The following is an 18,220-nucleotide window of genomic DNA, read 5'->3' on the forward strand; positions in this document are numbered from 1 at the left end:
TGCCTTAAACTTTAAAAGAAATATTATGAAAAATGTAAAAATTTTATCCGCATTATTTTTAATGACCAATATTGCTCTGGCACAAGATATTGCCATGGATGCCGTACATACAAACGTAAAAGTGAGCTTTAATAAAGAATATGCCAATGCCACGGCTGTGGAGTGGGAGCGAGACATGGAAAATTATAAGGTGGAATTTGATTTGAATCAAATTGATACCGAAGTTTGGTATAGTGATGCTGGTAACGTTATCAGAAAAGAACAGGATATTGCTGAAAATGAATTGCCTCAAGCAGTTCGTAATGCCATAAAATCAAAATATGCATCCTACAGAGTGGATGAAATTGAAAAAATTTGGCAAAACAATTTGACTAGTTATGAAGTGGAGTTAGAAAAAAACGGAAAGGAGATGCATATCAACTTTGATGATAATGCGAAAGTACTGAATGAGCGAATGGATTAAATAAAATGTATCAAATGAAAAAGCCATCTTCTTGTAACTGAAGATGGCTTTTTTTATGTGAAGATTTTAAAACTACTCTACAGTAACTTCAAAAGTCGCGGTAACATCCGTTTCACCGCCAGCATCGCTCAACCCGCTGTTTGGCTTGGTAGGTTCGTGGCGTAGGGTAAATGTAATTGTGCCAGAGCTTGCCTCGCCGGTAGTTAGTGTGAACTCAGTTCCCAACGGATTTCCATCCACATCAAAATCCAAATATGCCGTTGTTACATTTAATCCAGCGGATGTGGTATAGAAAAACTGGTGTTCTTCGGCTTCTTCTATAACCTCGAGTGTTATATTTTCTGCCGGATCCTCTGTTTCATTCAATAAAACAATCTGTCCAGAATAGCTTGCATTCGCAGCAAGGTTTCCAGAAACTGTTACAATGGGAGGATTGGGCCCATCACCGTCCAAGTCCTGCGTGCGCAAAATTACGGGAGTTCCCTGTGTTGTTGGGTTAAGCGTAACAGTCATGGTTGTTATTACCTCTTCTTCATTTACTTCTACGGGAGCATCATCATCGCTAGAGCACGAAGCAAAAAGTACAGTTGCGAAAAGTGCGGTTGCTAAAAATTTCATTTTTTTCATTTTGAATTGATTTAAATAATTAATAATTGATTTTAAGATTTAATAAAAAATTTCTGCCCAAATCGTCCGCGTAATAGCGTAATCGATTTAGGTAATTTCGGTACGATGTGTCCAATAAATTGGTCACTCCAAAACCAACCGTCAATGTTGATTTCTGATTCACTTTAAAGTCAATGCTCGAGTCAAAATTCAAAAGATGGTAGGCATCTGGCGGGGTGCTTACATCAACAATTTCTGTGGTTTGGGTTTCGGGTATAAAAACTTCAAAATTGGTATCTGGGAATTCATTTTGCTCAAATACGTATTGACTCTGCAAATTTATTCGAAGATTTTTCCATTGTGGATTTTGATAGGTAATTCCATTTTTGGTATTTACCGGTGGCATATTTATGAGCGGCTCATCGCGCGCTCGGTCATATCCTTTAACCAATGAAAACTGGTGGTTGAAGGATAGGTTTTTTGCGAAAGCATACCGCGCATCCACATCCACTCCCAGCAATTGGGCATTGGTCTGCCTATATTCCCACACCTGAAAATTACCGCGAACTGTCTGCTGTATGCTCGTGGGCTCAATTACAATAAAATCCTTTATAGAGTTGATGTAAGGATTTATGGAAAAACTGAAAATGGCACTTTCCTTCTGAAAAGTAAGCGCGAATTTGTGTCCTATTTCAGAATTAAACCGAAGATCACCAAGCTCTATTCGTGAGGCAGAATGGTGCAATCCTTCGCTGAAAAGCTCTGAAGGATTTGGCGCCCGGGATGCCAATGAATAATTGAACAGCAATGAATAGGAATCATTAAACGAATAGCTGGCACCCGCAGTGGCCGAAGCGTTGTAAAAATCCAATTGCGGATTGGTAAGAATTTGACTTCCCAAATCCTCTACAACCAATTGCGGAAACAATTCATCGTAATTTCGGCTTTCCCAAAATGATGTTCTATAAAATTTAAAAACATCCATAAAAGTATAGTCAAAGCGGGCCCCAGCTTCAAGCAACAGATTATCGGTTACATTCTTATCAATAATTGCGTAAGCGCCGAGATCGTATTTTTCATAATCTGGAATTAACCGCCTTACACCCGTGTCCGGATTGGCAAAATTCTTTTGGTAGCCCGCCATAGCTCCAGTTTTAAAACGGGAGGTTTCAGAAAAACGCGAATCCAAATCAAGTAAAACAGTGTGCGTGCTCAACTGCAAATCCAAGGATGCCTTATTCCTATCGTCCCCACGGCGGATGTCAAATTCTAACCTATTGTTCTGCTGAAAATCATACTGTAGACTTAATTTTCCCAAACCGTCAATTCTTTTAAAAGCCTTCAAACGTGCCAATTGGTGCATCACATCCTGCTTTGGCGCATCAATGGAATAGGTGAAATCGTTAATAACGAGCGGTCTATCACTGCCGATGGCGCGAATTTGATCCAGAGCTCCACCCAAGTGGGAAGCGCGAAGAATTCCTATTTCATTATTGAAAATGGAATAGTATGCTTCAAACCCATAATCGAAACGATTTAAGCCGATGTTCACGGAAGCATTTCTTTCAAAAGCACCCGTATTGCTGAGTATGTAATCGGGTGCTTCAAAATCTCCAAAACGTTTCAACGTGCCCTGAACCATACCAAACCAACCAGAACGATATGTTTTTGTAAGCTGTGATGTGAACGACGTACCACGCCCGTTGCTCACCGCCGTAAATAAAGATTTGCCATAAAGACTATCTATTATGGGAGCTTTCGCGGCTTCGGCAACAATTACACCGCCCACGGCATCGCCACCGTACTGTAAAGCACCCGCACCTTTTATAACCGTAAGATTTCCAACAGAATTGATATCGATATTGGGCGCATGTTCCGCGCCCCATTCCTGATCTTCCATCCGCACACCATTGTTGATGATAACCACGCGGCTACTGTGAAGTCCATTGATTAGTGGTTTTACAACAGTGTTCCCAGTATTTAGTGACGAAACCCCACTCAAACTATTGAGGGCATCCCCAAGGGAAGCATTGCTATACCGCTCCAATTCTTGGGTTGCCATCTTTTTTTCCGCCAAGGTTTTGGATTTATCAACAATAGAATTCCCCTCCACCAAAACCTGGTTGAGCTCTTCCAAATGATGTTCCAAACGGAAGATTTTTTCAGTATTGCCAGAAATTTTGAAGGTATAACCCTGCGTCAAACAATTGGGGTGCGAAACTTGAACGGAATAGGTACCATCACACAAATTACCAATGGAAAAATTACCGTCAAAATCGGTAATGGTAGCTTGTTCCGTGCCAGCAATAATGAGAGTTGCACCCACTAAAACTGAGCCATCATGTTGATCAACTACGGAGCCGGAAAGGGTATTGTCGCAATTTTGTGAAATAGCAGTAATACTGCATAAAAGCAATATCAATAATGCTTGAAAATGCATAAAATTCTTAGTTATAAAATAAAACGGAAAAAGTTTACTTAACTAAGAAAAAAGGGGGTGCCCGAAGTTGGGTATTGGTTATGGTAAAAATGTAGAATAGTTCAGAATATAGCGATTGATTTTTTTCAGAAGGCAAAACTGCCATTATGAAATCGGGATATTCTGAAATTGTGTAATTGTACGTTGCTAAATGGAAATCGCAAATGCCACATTTGGAAATGGTTTCGTGGAGATGCGTAGTCTGGTCACTGCATACTTCGTGCTTATGTTCATCAAACGCGTGGGCAAACTGAACGGCAGCAGGCAGCAATAAAGCTATTGCCAGCAAGAGCGCAGTTATATTTTTCCCAAACCAGTTTTTGTTTTCCATTTTGTAAAAGCAACCGCAAAAGTAAAGGTTTCTTATGAAAATGGCTTCATAAGATTTTGTTAAGGATGGCGATTATATTTCAAACCTGCTTACAATTCAAAAGTTAATTATTCCTTTTGTATGGAGCTTCTTTAGTATTTCCTGATTCTCCATATCCTGCGGGATCATTGCTTTCAGGGACTTTATCTGGATTCTCTTTTTCGGGTTCGGAATCATTTGGTTTTGAATTAGGTTCCCCGGTATAATCCTGTTCCTCTATTTTTTGCTCATTTTCTTTTTTGGGGTCGAGCATCGGTGCTTTTTTATCTTTGTTCTTATTCATAGCGTAAGACTTTAAAGTTTTTAATTTAGATGAAAAAGAAGAATTTATTCCTCTTCATTTTTACTATTTCTATTAGGTATATCCCTACCACCATATCCTGCCTTCTGAATATCCTTTTCGTTTTTCACTACGGGATTCAGGTCTTCTTGATTTTTCTTTTTATCGCTTTTCATATATCTTGGATTTTAAATTTCATTTAAAGCTATTCCAAAATTTAAAAATAAAACTACAAGGTAGCAATGTTTAACACAAGTATGTTAAAATATACTTTACAAGAATTAGGAAAACTCCAAAGTATATAGTTTTAATTATTCTTTTACAAAGACTACCTCTATGCTATCTATATAATATTGTATACATCCATTCTGGTCTTTACCATCTAAAACATAGAGTCCGGGTTCATTGGTTGATGAATAACTTTGTGTTGTGGTAAATGTTTTTACTAATTTACCTTGTTGGTAATGATGCCAAATAAATAATTCGGGAGCAGCCCCCATTCCAAAGGGTGTATATAGCAATTGAACTGTTTCTCCCATTTTTGGCAATGGTGAACTTAGGGACAATTGCCCGTTCATTTCAAAATCATAATTTTCAATAAACACCTGCTTTTTTAATGTACATCCATTTGCATTGGTAATAGTTAGCTCAACAGTTGAAGATCTACTTACGGATGCATCAAAATTTCTAACGGGATTGGGCAACGTGCTAGTGGCTCTATCATTAAAATCCCAATAATAAGTATATGAAGGATGGGGGGGCTCAACGGAAAATTGAACCGCGCTGCCTGAGCAGTTTTTCTTTTTTGCAATAATTTCTAGTGACGGAATTTCAAATTCACAACTATCACCCAAATCAAATTCCTTCTTTTCCAAAGTAGACGAATTCTCATTGGTTATTAAAATAGATGTAGCAGTATAAAATCTCCTACTACATTTTTGAATCCTTACATGTATTTCAGCTTCGGCTTTTTCAGTTACGTTATGCCAAAGAATCTCTACTTGATGGCCTTGCGGATAATTGACAATGCTTCCAGCGTGGGGCGGAATAATTTTCCACTCATATTTTTCCCCTTCAGAATAATTGATGCTGTATTGTTGGAAGGTATTGGAAAAGACTTCTAATGAGCCGGAAATTATAGGGCTTATATCTATTTCTTTTACTTTCAGTGAAATGTTATTGGTTTTGCTTTTTCTGTTCTCAATAGTTGCCGTAATCTCGAATATTGGATTTTTCTGTCTTTGGATATTTGTCCAAATTACATTTACTTTATTACCAGTTGCCGTAAAGGCCATCATCTCCGGAAATATGCCATTACTGATTGTCCAATTAACCGATTCATCGCTTTTTGGTACCGGATGGATTTTATAAGTAAGCTGAGTGCCCAAACAAACCTCGGTTGCGCCAACAATGGTGTACCGTAATTCATTTTTTTCACTAGCAAATTTCGCCGAATCCATAGCCCCCACCTTAAAAAGCATAAAGGCTGAAATCTATATGTTCAAATAAAACATCTTATAATCAATCAACAATCAACAATCAACAATCAACAATTAGCAATTAGCAATTAGCAATGAACAATTAGCAATGAACAATTAGCATTTAGCAATCAACAATAAACAGAAAAAATCGTGCCTCCAATCACCAATCGTACATCGTATATCGTACATCATAAATCAATAATAGACAATTAGCAATCAACAATAAACAGAAAAAATCGTGCCTCCAATCACCAATCGTACATCGTAAATCGTGCATCCTAAATCAATAATAGACAATTAGCAATCAACAATAAACAGAAAAAATCGTGCCTCCAATCACCAATCGTACATCGTACATCATAAATCAACAATCAACAATCAACAACCAGCAATGAATAATTAATAATGATTGATTAGCAATATCAATAAAACATATTAAATCACACATCACACATCACACATCACACATCACCCATTCCACAACTTAAAACTTAAAACTGAAAACCGAGAACCGACAACCCACAACCAACAACCCTCATTCCCGCACCACCTTCACGGTGGCCACCGCCCCGGCACCGTTCTTCAGGCGCAGCATATAGAAGCCGCTTTGCAGGGCGGAGGTGTCGAGGGTATTGTTGCCCTGTTGCAGGCGGCCCTCCATCAGCCGCTTCCCGCCCAGGTCGTAGAGCACGTAGTCCATCGGCTCTTGGGCATCTATGTTCAGGGCCCCGCCCACCGGGTTGGGGTAGAGGCTGAAGCTGCCTTTTTCCAGCACGTCCGTTGCAAGACCAAAGGGGTCTATCAGGCTGCACCAGGTGTCGTGGCCGCAGGCGTTGTATGCGGTCACGCACACCCAGTGTTCCCGTGCCTCGGTAAAGGTGTGGTTAATAGTGTTTGTGGTGGTGGTCTGCACCGTCCCGTCGTCAAAGCCCCATTCAAGGGTATCGTAGTCCATCGTACCGGTATAGGCAAAGTCCACCGTCCCGCCGGTGCCGGTGTGCGCGTAGGCCGCCTCTGGCAGGGCGCAGCCGCAGTTGTCCGCCCCGGCCTTTACCAGGAAGTAGTCGGTGCCAACCCCGTAGTGCACGTTGGTCAGGGTATCGCCGCCGGCGAACATCCTGCCCTGGAACTCCCCGCCAATGTAGGTATTGCCGCGCCTGTCGGTGGCAATGGCGGTGGGGTACTCGGCGAAGCCTCGGTTGCTGGCGATGCTGTCCATGCTGATGATGGCGCCCGTGCGGGCGTCAAAGCGCGCGAGGTAGGCATCGTAGCCGCTGTTGGGGTCAAGGGGAAAGGAAAAGCCGCCCCAAGTAATGCCGGCATGGCTATTAGCAAATTCAATGATATTGCCGTTGAGCGCTATGGATTGCTTTAGGGAAACACTGTTGTCCGCAACGGCGTGCGTGCCGGTAATCAAATTCCCGTAACTGTCCATTTTTAACAGGACGGGAAAAGTACTATAATTAAGCCCATGCCCAGTATAGCCGTTAAAAATTACACTTGGATAAGTAGGGCTGTTATCAAAGATGCCTGCCAGATAGATATTACCTTGGCTGTCTATTTGGGGCTTCTCATCAAACCTATTGGATATTGGGGAAATACCTGCATTTCCCTGCTTCAGCCACGTACTGTTCCCCAGGCTGTCGAACTTGGCAACGAACAGGTGGCTGTTCACCAGTTGCCCGCCTATCCACAGGCTGTCCTCATAACTACCTCTTGGAGTCGTGTTGTACCCAGACATATAGTAGGATTTGCGCACGGGGTCGTGGTTTATCTTGGGCGCGAAGCCCCCCCCGAAATCGTTCTCCAGTTCCATGTCCAGCTTGATATTGCCCAGATAATTGTCCTGTGCGTCATACCTCAGGATATAGTCCCCGGGGGAAAGCGTGTCCCCCTCCGCCACGGGAAAATAGTCAGTCCCCTGGGCCGTGTAGTTCCTTGCCTGTATATAGAGGTGCTGGTCGCCATTGGGGTCTACCATAAAGTCGAACAAATTTGTTGTCCAGGAAGTCTCCATTATATGTATGCTGTCCTGCTGATAGGTCCTAAGGTTTTTCATCGTTCCCAGGGTATCGTATTTTACGAGATAGGCCCTTTGCTTGTATTTCCGTTCGTTGGCGGAATACGGGATGATGGTATCGGTGTCAAAACGGGCCCGGTACTCGGTTCCAAAGACATCCTTGGTGGCCGGAAATACTCCCGCCGTAATATATACATGGCCCAGGGTATCGGTCTCCACTCCCAGGATGCGCCCATCCAGGCTGCCGCTCACCAGCTTGCTCCAGCGGAAGTTGCCCTCGCAGTCGTAGCTCATCAGCAGCCCGCCGGTGGCGTCCCGCCGCACGTTGCCAAAATTGTCGCCCGGGAAGTGGAAGTCCAGCGTGGTGCCGTCCACGCTTAGGTTGTCCCCGCCAATGTTGGACACCATATATACGTTGCCGTTGGGGTCTGTGGCCATGTCCACTACCTCCTCCCTAAAGGCGGTGCCGTTCTGTTGGGTCGATGCGCTGCCGCCGCGCTTGGCCCACTGCCAGGGCTGTTGGGCAAGGGTCAAGAAGGGCAATGATAGCAATACTATAAATAGGCTTAATTTTGTTTTCATAAGCAATAACAATATTCAATCAACAATTAACAATTAACAATTAGCAATCAGCAATGAATAATTAATAATGATGATTAGCAATATCAATAAAACATAGTAAATTACACATTACACATTACACATTACACATTACACATTACGCATTACGCATTACAAATCACACATTCCACAACTTAAAACTTAAAACTTAAAACTGAGAACTGACAACCAACAACCGACAACCCTCACTCCCGCACCACCTTCACGGTGGCCACCGCCCCGGCACCGTTCTTCAGGCGCAGCATATAGAAGCCGCTTTGCAGGGTGGAGGTGTCCAGCACGTTTGCGCCGCGCCCTAGGCCGCCCTCCATCAGCCGCTTCCCGCCAAGGTCGTACAGCACGTAGTCCATCGGCTCTTGGGCATCTATGTTCAGGGCCCCGCCCACCGGGTTGGGGTAGAGGCTAAAGCTGCCTTTTTCCAGCGCGCCCGTTGCAAGACTAAAGGGATCTATCAGGCTGCACCAGGTGTCGTGGCCGCAGGCGTTGTATGCGGTCACGCACACCCAGTGCTCGCGCGCCTCGGTAAATGTGTGGGCAATGGTATTTGCGGTGCTGGTAAGCACCGTGCCGTCGTCGAAGCCCCATTCCAGGGTATCGTAGTCCATCGTGCCGGTATAGGCAAAGTCCACCGTCCCGCCGGTGCCGGTGTACGCGTATGCCCCCTGTGGCAGGGCGCAGCCGCAGTTGTCCGCCCCGGCCTTCACCAGGAAGTAGTCGGTGCCCACGCCGTAGTGCACGTTGGTCAGGGTATCGCCGCCGGCGAACATCCTGCCCTGGAACCTTCCGCCCACATAGGTGTTGCCGCGCCTGTCGGTGGCAATGGCGGTGGGGTACTCGGCGAAGCCTCGGTTGCTGGCGATGCTGTCCATGCTTAGGATGGCGCCCGTGCGGGCGTCAAAGCGCGCGAGATAGGCATCGTAGCCGCTGTTGGGGTCAAAAGGAAAGGAAAAGCCGCCCCAGGTGATGCCGCCGTGGCTGCCCGTAAAGGATATCCTGTCACCCGCCAAGCTTAGGGAGGGGGTCGGGGATTCAGAACTGGTACTCGATGCGTTGACACCATAAATCAGGTTGCCGTCGGCATCCATCTTGACGATGACCGGAAAACTTCTATTGGTCGGGACCTGGGGCGTAAACCCATTGAATGTTGTCTGTTGGCTATTGGTTTGGTTAAATATCCCTGCCAGATAGATATTTCCTTGGTGGTCAATCTGTGGCTTGCTGTCAAACCTATTGGATTGCACTATACCTGGACTTCCCTGCTTCAGCCAGGTGCTGTTGCCCAGGCTGTCGAACTTGGCCACGAACAGCGGGCTGTCCACCAGTTGCCCGCCTACCCAAAGGCTGTCCTGGTAGGTGCCGGTGTATGGGGTGCTGTTGTAACCGGACATATAGTAAGCCTTGCGCACGGGGTCGTGGTTTATCTTGAGGTTGGACCCTCCGTAGTCTATCTCCAGTTCCATGTCCAGTTTGATATTGCCAAGATAATTGCCCTGCACGTCATATTTTATGATGTAATCCCCCACGGGGAGGGTATCGTTTTCCACTATGGGAAAATAGGAGTTTCCGCTCCTCGCATCGTCATAGGCGTGGATAAGTAGATGCTGGGTTCCATTTGGATCCACGGCCATATCGGGAACAAGGATGGTCCTGGATGCCTCGGTCAGTGTAATGCTGTCGGGCTGGAAGGTATGGAATCTTTCCATATTTCCCAGGGTATCATAGCGAACCATATATATTTGCTGTTTGTATTTCCGTTCGTTGGCGGAATAGGGGACGATGGTATCGGTATCAAAACGGGCACGGTGCTCGTTGCCAAAGCCGTCCTTGGTGGCGGGAAACACTCCCGCCGTAATATATACATGGCCAAGGGTATCGGTTTCCAAGGCTACGATGCGCCCATCCAGGCTGCCGCTCACCAGCTTGCTCCAGCGGAAGTTGCCCTCGCAGTCATAGCTCATCAACAGCCCGCCGGTGGCGTCCCTCCGCACGTTGCCAAAAAAATCGGACGGGAAGTGGAAGTCCAGCGTGGCGCCGTCCACTTCCAGGTTGTCCCCGCCAATGTTGGACACCATATATACGTTGCCGTTGGGGTCTGTGGCCATGTCCACCACCTCCTCCCTAAAGGCGGTGCCGTTCTGCTGGGTCGATGCACTGCCGCCGCGCTTGGCCCACTGCCACGGTTGCTGCGCAAGTGCCAAGAAGGGCAATGATAGCAGCACTATAAATAGGTTTAGTCTTGTTTTCATGGGTATATGTATTTATTATTTATTTAAAATAATTCATTGGTAAAAGACCGTACGTGTTTCCTCCCGTAGTACCAGCAGGTAGGTGCCATTGGCAAAAGGAGACAGATCCAGTGGGGTGCTTGCGCTATTTAAGTTCAAGCGCTCCCTTTTTATTTCCCTTCCATAGAGATCATAAATATACACTATAGCATTGGTTCCCTGAATAGCTTCGGCAGTATGGCTAAGCTGTACCACGCCGGTGGTGGGGTTGGGTGCTACCGTATATTTTTGCGCTCCTCCGGTTTCCGTTTCTTCACCATTCGTTGGTCTATGGGATCCGGTAGGGCAAGCTGGAAAATTGATGGAAAAATCATTAAGGCAGGTAATCCCTTGATCCGGTCCAGTAGAAGTTAGGGCAAAAGATACCATTCCGCCAGCAAAACCAGCTGGGGGATAAAATTCCATATTAGCCACGGTTACCCCTGGGGGTAAGTATCCACCTCCCGGAACCATCACCCCGCTATTGGTTAAATTATTGATGGTATATGAAATGGAGCTATGGTTGCTTATATCCAGGGTAAGGGTATAATAACAGTTTCCAAACCCATCTATCATGGGCTGTAGGTTCAATACACGTAGTATAATGTCGCAATCCTGGCAACGTTCGGCGAGTTCCCAAGAAAACCCTTGGCTCAAGGTATTGCAATAACCATTATCCAATTGCAATTGGTATAGGCCATCCCCACTCCAAAATTGGTTTGGCATAATCCCCATCCCTGAATTGATGTTGTTGCTATCCACTTGCCATTCCCAAGTAAAAGGAATAATGGGCCCCGTAACATAATAATCACTTACATTTTGTTCGCATACTTCATAACAGCCTTGAGGATAGGCCCAGATATAGGCCTCCGGATTTTGGGGTACATCTATTTCTTTACTGCTGCTGCACCCTTGGTCGTTTATAAAGGTTACTCGGTAAGGACCTCCATGGGTTACTTGAATAATATTCCCCGTTTGCCCATCGCTCCATAAATAGATGCCCGGTTCATTGGCTCTTGCATCTAATTCTACGGTATAGGGCTCGCATTCCAAAATGGCAATGCTTACCTCAGGGGCATCGGGCAATGGGTTCACCGTAATATCATAGCTGGTGGTAGCACTGCAGCCTGCAAGTGTGGTTACTGTCAAGTCATAGGTATAATTTCCGGGAGTGATAAGGGTCTGGTCTATTACCGCTATATCATCCCATTGGGGCAAGGGTTGCCCGTCCAGTTCCCAACTGTATTGGTAGTTGTTTTCAAAAACAGGATTGGCGTGCAACTGGAAGGGTGTTTCGGCACACACTTCAAGGGGTCCATTTATTACGGCATCCGGCGTTTCCAAAAATGCTACTGAAATTCGGCTGATGCCGTACTGTACACAACCATTGTTATCCACCCCATCCAGTATATAAATACCGGGTTGGGTGACGGTTATGTTATTTACTGTTACTGGAGTTTGTTGCATACTGACTATTACACCATTGACTTCCCGTTTCCATATATGTGTTGTCACATTACTTGATTGACCAAGCGGTGGACTATATGTAATGGTTATTGGATTCCCCGCACACGCACTAGGTGGGCTGAGGTCCAAAGAACCATCCATATTGGGGGCGTCAATAGTAATGGCATGGCTTACTGTGGTACTGCAGCCAAGGGCGTTGGTTACTGTTAATATAACATCCTTTTGCCCTACAGAGAAGTTGCGTATAGGATTTAGTAAGGAATTTAATGCTCCATCGTCAAAATCCCATTCATAGATAAGGTTGGGGTCATTAACGGTAGCCGCAAAGGGCACTGGCTCCCCTGCGCAGGCCTGCAACGGCGCAACGATAGTGGCGGTGGGAAAATCGGGCAAGGTTATGGTTAGGCTCGTGGAGCAAGCGGCGTACCCAGAACCAGAGATATCCAGCCCCAGGGTATGGTTCCCGGGCGTTAAGTTGGGTACTGTTATTTGTGGTAAGCCTTGGGGCGTACCGCTCCCTACGTTTACCCCATCCACAAAATAGGTAAGGCTTTGTATGGGGGTGGTGGGAAAATAATCGGAGGCTTCATAAATGGTTACATTATAGCCATTCCCGGCAGTATTGCATATAATACTGTAGTCTAGGTTTGCTTCATAGGGGACAATGAATTCTTCCACAGCTACAACGGCATCGCTACAAGGGTTTCCGTATATGTCTATTGTTGCATAGACTTCACTATAATATATCCTATGTATTCCTACTCCACTCACCGTAAAGTTTGCAGTAGTGGCGGTTTGTCCCGTAAGTTGGTTTCCGTCCACTTGCCAGTGGTAGGATAAGGGGGTAGTACCAGAATTATTTACAGCAGTAGCGGTATAGGCGTTACATCCGGTATTGGCTAAGGGAGTATTTATGGTGGGTGGTAGTTCGTTTACCATACAATCATCATCAATATTGCAATTCTCCTCCCTTACGTAGACTATATTCGTGGTATCCGTACAGCCATTGGCACTTTCAACCACGGCATAATATTGCCCAAACTGGGTAGCGGTATAGGAGGTAGTCATAGGGGGTAGGGCTGGGGAAATCGAGGATCCGTTATAAAACCATTCAATTGCTATAGCGGTGGCATAATTGCTGTCCAATATTAGGTTTAGGGTAGGTGGATCTGTTGCCAATGCTCCAGCACTGCAATAGTTGTGGTTGAGTGCGGGCGTTAAGTGTGCCAACGGTGCAGGCTGCACTTGTAAACTAAAAGTTGCAATAGCATTGTTTAGGCAACCATTGGGTTCTGTTACCGTTACCTGTACTATATAATTGGTGCCAATGGGGCTTAAATTATCGTAAATATGGGATGTATTCGGACCAGTGGCGGTACCGCCATCCCCAAAATTCCATGTGATGGTGTTCCAAGAGGTCAGGCCATTAATACTGAAATTAACAACCTCGTCCCGGCACACGGTATTGGGCGCGTTGATGCTTATGGGTACGCTAGGCTCGATGACCACTGGAAACTGTTTGATGGTCTTTGCACCACATTTTTCTATGGAAAGTTCCAGTAGGGCAGTGGTGGTGGTAGCTACATTGTTCCACAATACCTCAACTTCATGGTTTTGTGGGTTTTCGGCTATACTTCCCAAATCTGGCGTAAGTATTTTCCATTCGTATTTGTCACCCTCCAGATAATCTACGGTATAACTGGCATAACTACTGGAACATACATTTTGAGGCCCCGCAAAATCATAGTCTATTTGTAGCCCTGTGGGGTTTATTACTATTACATCTTGGCTTACGCATCCCTCATTTTCAAAAAAGAGCCTTAATTGATAGGTGCCTGTATAGTTTGGGTTCCAGATTACGGAAACCTCATCCCCAATGGCCTCATCGGTATTGGTACTGCTGAATACCCCAGAACCTGGCGCTATATTCCAGACTGCTTGATGGGTGCCGGGCGGCTCTGGTACGGCACTATAGGCTATGGGCATACCAAAACATACTTCCAGTGGGCCGTCAATGGCAATGGGCGATTCTGCTGGTGGCTTTACATATACGGTAAAAGGTGTTATACAATCAATATCTCCTATATAGATAGTATAAAGGCCCGGTTCGGTAAAAATGGCATTTATTGTGCTTCCAGAATAAGAGCTGGCGCCAGTGGGCCCATCAATGATCCAATCATACTGTATTCCGGAAGTAGTGGTATAAAAGTTTTCACTTTCATTTATGCAGGTAGTGGTATTGCCTAAAATCTTTATATCGTTCTCTATTGTCAGCTCTTTAAAGGCAACGCCCCCACAGCCTTTTAAAGTATTTGTATATATGGCTTCCAGTATATAATTTCCTCCGGTAATTCCCTCAAGCACAATTTCATTGGGTTGGTCACTCGGTATTATGTCGATTCCTGCTGAAGGTGTTATTTGCCATTCAACTTCCGTAGAGGGCCATTGGGGTATGGCATATCGCGCTTGCGCTCCCTCACAAAGGGTAGTGGGACCGGAAATAAGTACATCATCCTTTATAACGGGTACTTTTATGGTTACGGGTTCTTGGCAGGTTACATCGCAGGAGAATGGATTATAGGTCAAATATCCAAAACCATCTTGGTCTACGCGGTCCCATTGTACCTGTACCTCGTTCACAGTGTCATAAATAATCGTACCACCGTCTGCTATCCATTGATAATCAAAACATTCAACAGATTCTCCTTCCAAATTTGTAACAGTGTAGGTTTCCACTTCGTTTTCACAGGCTATGCTATTGCAACTTATTTGCATCCCTTCATCCCCTACGTGTACTTCAATTTTTTCTGAGGAACTACAATTACAGTCATTTGTAACGGTAAGGATTACATAATAGACACCATTTTGCGTAAAAATGTGGGAAGGTTCAAAGGTTTCTACTGTGGTATCATCGTCAGAAAAATACCAACTGTGAAAAATTATTTGTGAATTCCCATCGTTGGTGGTTAGATTTTCAAAGTACACCACCTCATCCTTACATACATTAATTACAGTGGGTCTGGGTCCGTTGGGGTACACCGTAAAATCTACAATTGGCTTGGGTATTAATTCCACACATACTCTACGTGTAAAAATTTCTTCATTGGTTTCCACACGTACGGTGATTTCTCCATAAAGTCCGTTCCCCCATGCTATGGTAACATCGCTAGCAGAGGAGTTTTGTATGGTTCCGCCCACCACATACCATTGTACATCAATCCAAGGGGTAGGGTCGCCGGTCAACGTATAGGTAACCGTACTGCCTTCACATACTTTAATGCACTCTTGGGGTCCCTCTACATTAAAGCCTACATCCGTAGCATCCTCACACCCCACGGCAATGTCCCAATAAAGTCCGGTAGGGGCTTGGGCTATGCCGGTTATTGAAAAGAGAAAAAATAAGCCTATTGCCAAAAACCTAATAAAAGGTTGTAAGGAGAATGAATGGTAATTGTTAATTTTCATTGTTTGATTGGCTAGTGTTGATAATAGTTGAAAATTTTTTGTAATATATGAAATATAATTAAATATCATAAATATTTGTTAACGCCCTAATCCAACCCCAATCATGTCAGTTCGAGTGTTTTTCACGAAGCGGAGCAAGTGAAAAATGTATCGAGAACCGAAGTGTTTTCACGAAGCGAAATCAACTATTAAAAAAGCCTGTGCTGAGCTTGTCGAAGCATATCGAGAACCGAAGTGTTTTTCACGAAGCGAAATCAACTATTAAAAAAGCATGTGTTGAGCTTGTCGAAGCATATCGAGAACCGGAGTGCTTTTCACGAAGAGACAGCAACTACTAAAAAGGGCTGTGTTGAGCTTGTCGAAGCATATCAAGACCCTGATGATCCCAATTTAATCAAAAGCCAACAGCCATCAGCTAAAAGCCAAAGGCTAACAGCCAAAAGCAAAGGCCAAAAGCCATCAGACAACCAATAACTTACAACCAAGAACTAAAAAAAGAACCCACAACCGACAACCGACAACTGACAACCGACAACCGACAACTGAAAATCATCAACCAAAAACCCCCAATACCTCAACTCCAACTCCGTCCTTACCTAAAGAAGGATATTCCTCTTTCCCCAAAACCTCCATAAATCGGATGCTGATAAGGGGCAAATAAAAACAATACTCTTCCCGCCTTATTGCGGATTCCAGATGTATGTGAACATGCTGGATTACATCTCTTTTCGAGAATCGTAAAGGTGCGCTATCGTAAGTAACAAAACTATTTTCCTGCACATTGTAAACCACTAAAATGTATTGGAGGTCAAAATGCGTAGCGCCCTTGGGAAATTTTGCCTTACTTGGAGCAAGAGCTTTCCACTCCAGCGAAAAATCTGCATCATGAATCAGTGGATTCCCAAATTGTTGACGGATACCCACTTTTGGGGTAAATACAAATTCCCTTAAAAGTTGTTTGCCTTTTAAGGTTTTAAGGCCTTTTCCCACTAGCCTATGTTCTGTCGCCCCACCGCTGTCCAAACTTTTAATTTTCATAAACAATGCCATCAAGCGTTGATGCAGAGTCCCATCATTTACAAACTGTAATATTGGATAAAGAGCAATTTTAAATTCTTTTACAAACTTGCTACAAAGTGATAATTCATCACTGTGCTTGTAAATTCTGGGATTATTTTTATTATTTTCGTAGTTGAATCCTCCCATAGTACACACTATTTAGTTTTTAATAAAGATAGAAACTATTGTCAGAACAAACAAACACTCTAAGCTGACTCCATGCCGACGCTAAGCCGACATTAAGCCGACCTCATGGCGATTCCATGCCGACTCAACTCCTAGGATACTCTCACGATGCTATATAGATACTGTCACAATCAAAGAACCCGGCCATAGCTCTAAAGCTGAATGGCCAATGGAGAACCTCAAACAGAAAACAGATAATCGCCAACCACCCTAAATTATTGAAAACGAACAATTGGGAATGCCCTGTCATTTCGAGCGTTTTTCAAGAAACGGGGCAAGTAAAGAATGTTGATAACAGACAACAGACAACAGACAACAGAGAACAGGCAACAACTAACCCACAACAGATAACTGATAACCATCAACCACCCTCATTAATGAGCCTCTTTCCAGACGAATCCATTTTTCCGTCATTGCGAGCGCAATCTCATAAATTTGCGGCTTAGATAATCGTTCATTGATCACTGTTAATCACTAGTTACCATCTAATTTAGTGTATGGCCGGGCTTGTAGGCATAAAGACGGATAAAATACTCTTTGCTTTGAAGCATAAATCTGAACATAACTGAAAACCGAACAATCTGGATGACCAATAAACTTACTACAATGTTTTCTTAAAGCTAATACAGAATATTTACCCTATTTGTAACTTAGCGAAAAAAACAAAAACAACTGATCATGAAAAACTTAATAATGATAGGCTTCATGGCAACTCTAATGGCCTGCGGTGGAACACAAAGCACACCTACAGAAGTTCAATCAAAAGATCGTGGAAGAAGCAATAAGCAATCCAATACGTCAAACCAATCAAGAAACAACGCAGCTATTGAATCCAGGGAAGCCATGCTTGAAAAAAATAATAACGATGAGGCACAGGCAATGCGAGAAGAAATGCAGGCAGAGATGATGCATAAAATGTTTACTGATATAAAAATGGATGAGGAACAAATTGCTAATTTTCAAGAGCAATGGAACTCTGAAATTGACATGCGAAACAGCAATCCAGATGTTCAGCCTATCACTACTTTTGAACGCATAGAAATCCAAGATAGAATTATGAAAGAAATGCTCCGAGATGAACAATTTGAACAGTACCAGCTATGGGTACGCGAAAATGCTGATTATTTCAATGATTAGTATATTATTCTTGCAGGCTTTGGGATTTTGATTATTTTTGCCATTCCTATTTCGGGATGTAGCGCAGCCTGGTAGCGTACACGTCTGGGGGGCGTGGGGTCGCAGGTTCAAATCCTGTCATCCCGACATAACATAAAAGACATCTTCGGATGTCTTTTTTTGTTGGTTTACGCTTCACTGGTTTTCAAAAAGTTGATGCATCATTACGAGGCCGGTCGTATAGCTCAAACAAATTTTGAAAGAAATTCTGGGATGTCCACTTCAATTATGTAATCATTTTAAATAAAGAACAGCAACTTTAGCTAAGTTCAGTAGCATTCTT

Annotated in this window: 12 protein-coding genes and 1 tRNA gene; 3 read left to right on the plus strand and 10 right to left on the minus strand. The window is 44.0% G+C overall.

The genetic code is table 11. From position 1 onward, the window contains the following. Positions 1-25 precede the first annotated feature (25 nt). Positions 26-463 (plus strand): PepSY-like domain-containing protein, encoded by a 438-nt coding sequence (locus KIV10_RS09300; RefSeq protein ID WP_214113244.1) that lies wholly within the window; start codon positions 26-28, stop codon positions 461-463. Positions 464-535: 72 nt separating this feature from the next. Here KIV10_RS09300 and KIV10_RS09305 read toward each other — a convergent pair whose 3' ends face one another. From KIV10_RS09305 to KIV10_RS09345, 10 genes are all read right to left on the minus strand, one after another. Further along, a complete protein-coding gene (locus tag KIV10_RS09305) occupies positions 536-1,090 on the minus strand; it encodes a type 1 periplasmic binding fold superfamily protein (protein ID WP_214113245.1) in 555 nt (184 codons plus the stop codon). A 19-nt stretch (positions 1,091-1,109) separates the two neighbouring features. After that, positions 1,110-3,509, minus strand: a complete 2,400-nt coding sequence (locus KIV10_RS09310; protein ID WP_214113246.1) for a TonB-dependent receptor — start codon at positions 3,507-3,509, stop codon at positions 1,110-1,112. Positions 3,510-3,543: 34 nt separating this feature from the next. After that, complete coding sequence (locus tag KIV10_RS09315; RefSeq protein ID WP_214113247.1) at positions 3,544-3,879, minus strand: hypothetical protein; 336 nt, start codon at positions 3,877-3,879, stop codon at positions 3,544-3,546. A 103-nt stretch (positions 3,880-3,982) separates the two neighbouring features. Continuing rightward, positions 3,983-4,201: a hypothetical protein gene (locus tag KIV10_RS09320; RefSeq protein ID WP_214113248.1), complete on the minus strand. Its 219-nt coding sequence runs from the start codon at positions 4,199-4,201 to the stop codon at positions 3,983-3,985. 44 nt (positions 4,202-4,245) lie between these two features. Continuing rightward, positions 4,246-4,374 carry a hypothetical protein gene (locus KIV10_RS14000; RefSeq protein WP_262898426.1) on the minus strand — a complete coding sequence of 43 codons (129 nt, stop codon included), beginning with the start codon at positions 4,372-4,374 and terminating at the stop codon, positions 4,246-4,248. A gap of 135 nt (positions 4,375-4,509) precedes the next feature. Beyond that, on the minus strand, positions 4,510-5,679 hold the full coding sequence (locus tag KIV10_RS09325) for a PKD domain-containing protein (RefSeq protein ID WP_214113249.1): 1,170 nt from the start codon (positions 5,677-5,679) through the stop codon (positions 4,510-4,512). Between the two features lie 535 nt (positions 5,680-6,214). Then, positions 6,215-8,281 (minus strand): T9SS type A sorting domain-containing protein, encoded by a 2,067-nt coding sequence (locus KIV10_RS09330; protein WP_214113250.1) that lies wholly within the window; start codon positions 8,279-8,281, stop codon positions 6,215-6,217. A 224-nt stretch (positions 8,282-8,505) separates the two neighbouring features. Then, positions 8,506-10,566: a T9SS type A sorting domain-containing protein gene (locus KIV10_RS09335; RefSeq protein WP_214113251.1), complete on the minus strand. Its 2,061-nt coding sequence runs from the start codon at positions 10,564-10,566 to the stop codon at positions 8,506-8,508. 33 nt (positions 10,567-10,599) lie between these two features. Continuing rightward, a complete protein-coding gene (locus KIV10_RS09340) occupies positions 10,600-15,516 on the minus strand; it encodes a PKD domain-containing protein (protein ID WP_214113252.1) in 4,917 nt (1,638 codons plus the stop codon). A 552-nt stretch (positions 15,517-16,068) separates the two neighbouring features. Further along, complete coding sequence (locus KIV10_RS09345; RefSeq protein ID WP_214113253.1) at positions 16,069-16,722, minus strand: hypothetical protein; 654 nt, start codon at positions 16,720-16,722, stop codon at positions 16,069-16,071. Positions 16,723-17,454: 732 nt separating this feature from the next. Here KIV10_RS09345 and KIV10_RS09350 point away from each other — a divergent pair. Both KIV10_RS09350 and KIV10_RS09355 read left to right on the plus strand, forming a co-directional pair. After that, positions 17,455-17,898 (plus strand): hypothetical protein, encoded by a 444-nt coding sequence (locus tag KIV10_RS09350; RefSeq protein ID WP_214113254.1) that lies wholly within the window; start codon positions 17,455-17,457, stop codon positions 17,896-17,898. A 52-nt stretch (positions 17,899-17,950) separates the two neighbouring features. Beyond that, positions 17,951-18,024, plus strand: a tRNA-Pro gene (locus KIV10_RS09355). The last annotated feature ends 196 nt before the right edge of the window (positions 18,025-18,220 follow it).

It is taken from the genome of Aequorivita echinoideorum (assembly GCF_018476645.1).
In the GTDB taxonomy this organism is placed as follows: domain Bacteria; phylum Bacteroidota; class Bacteroidia; order Flavobacteriales; family Flavobacteriaceae; genus Aequorivita; species Aequorivita echinoideorum.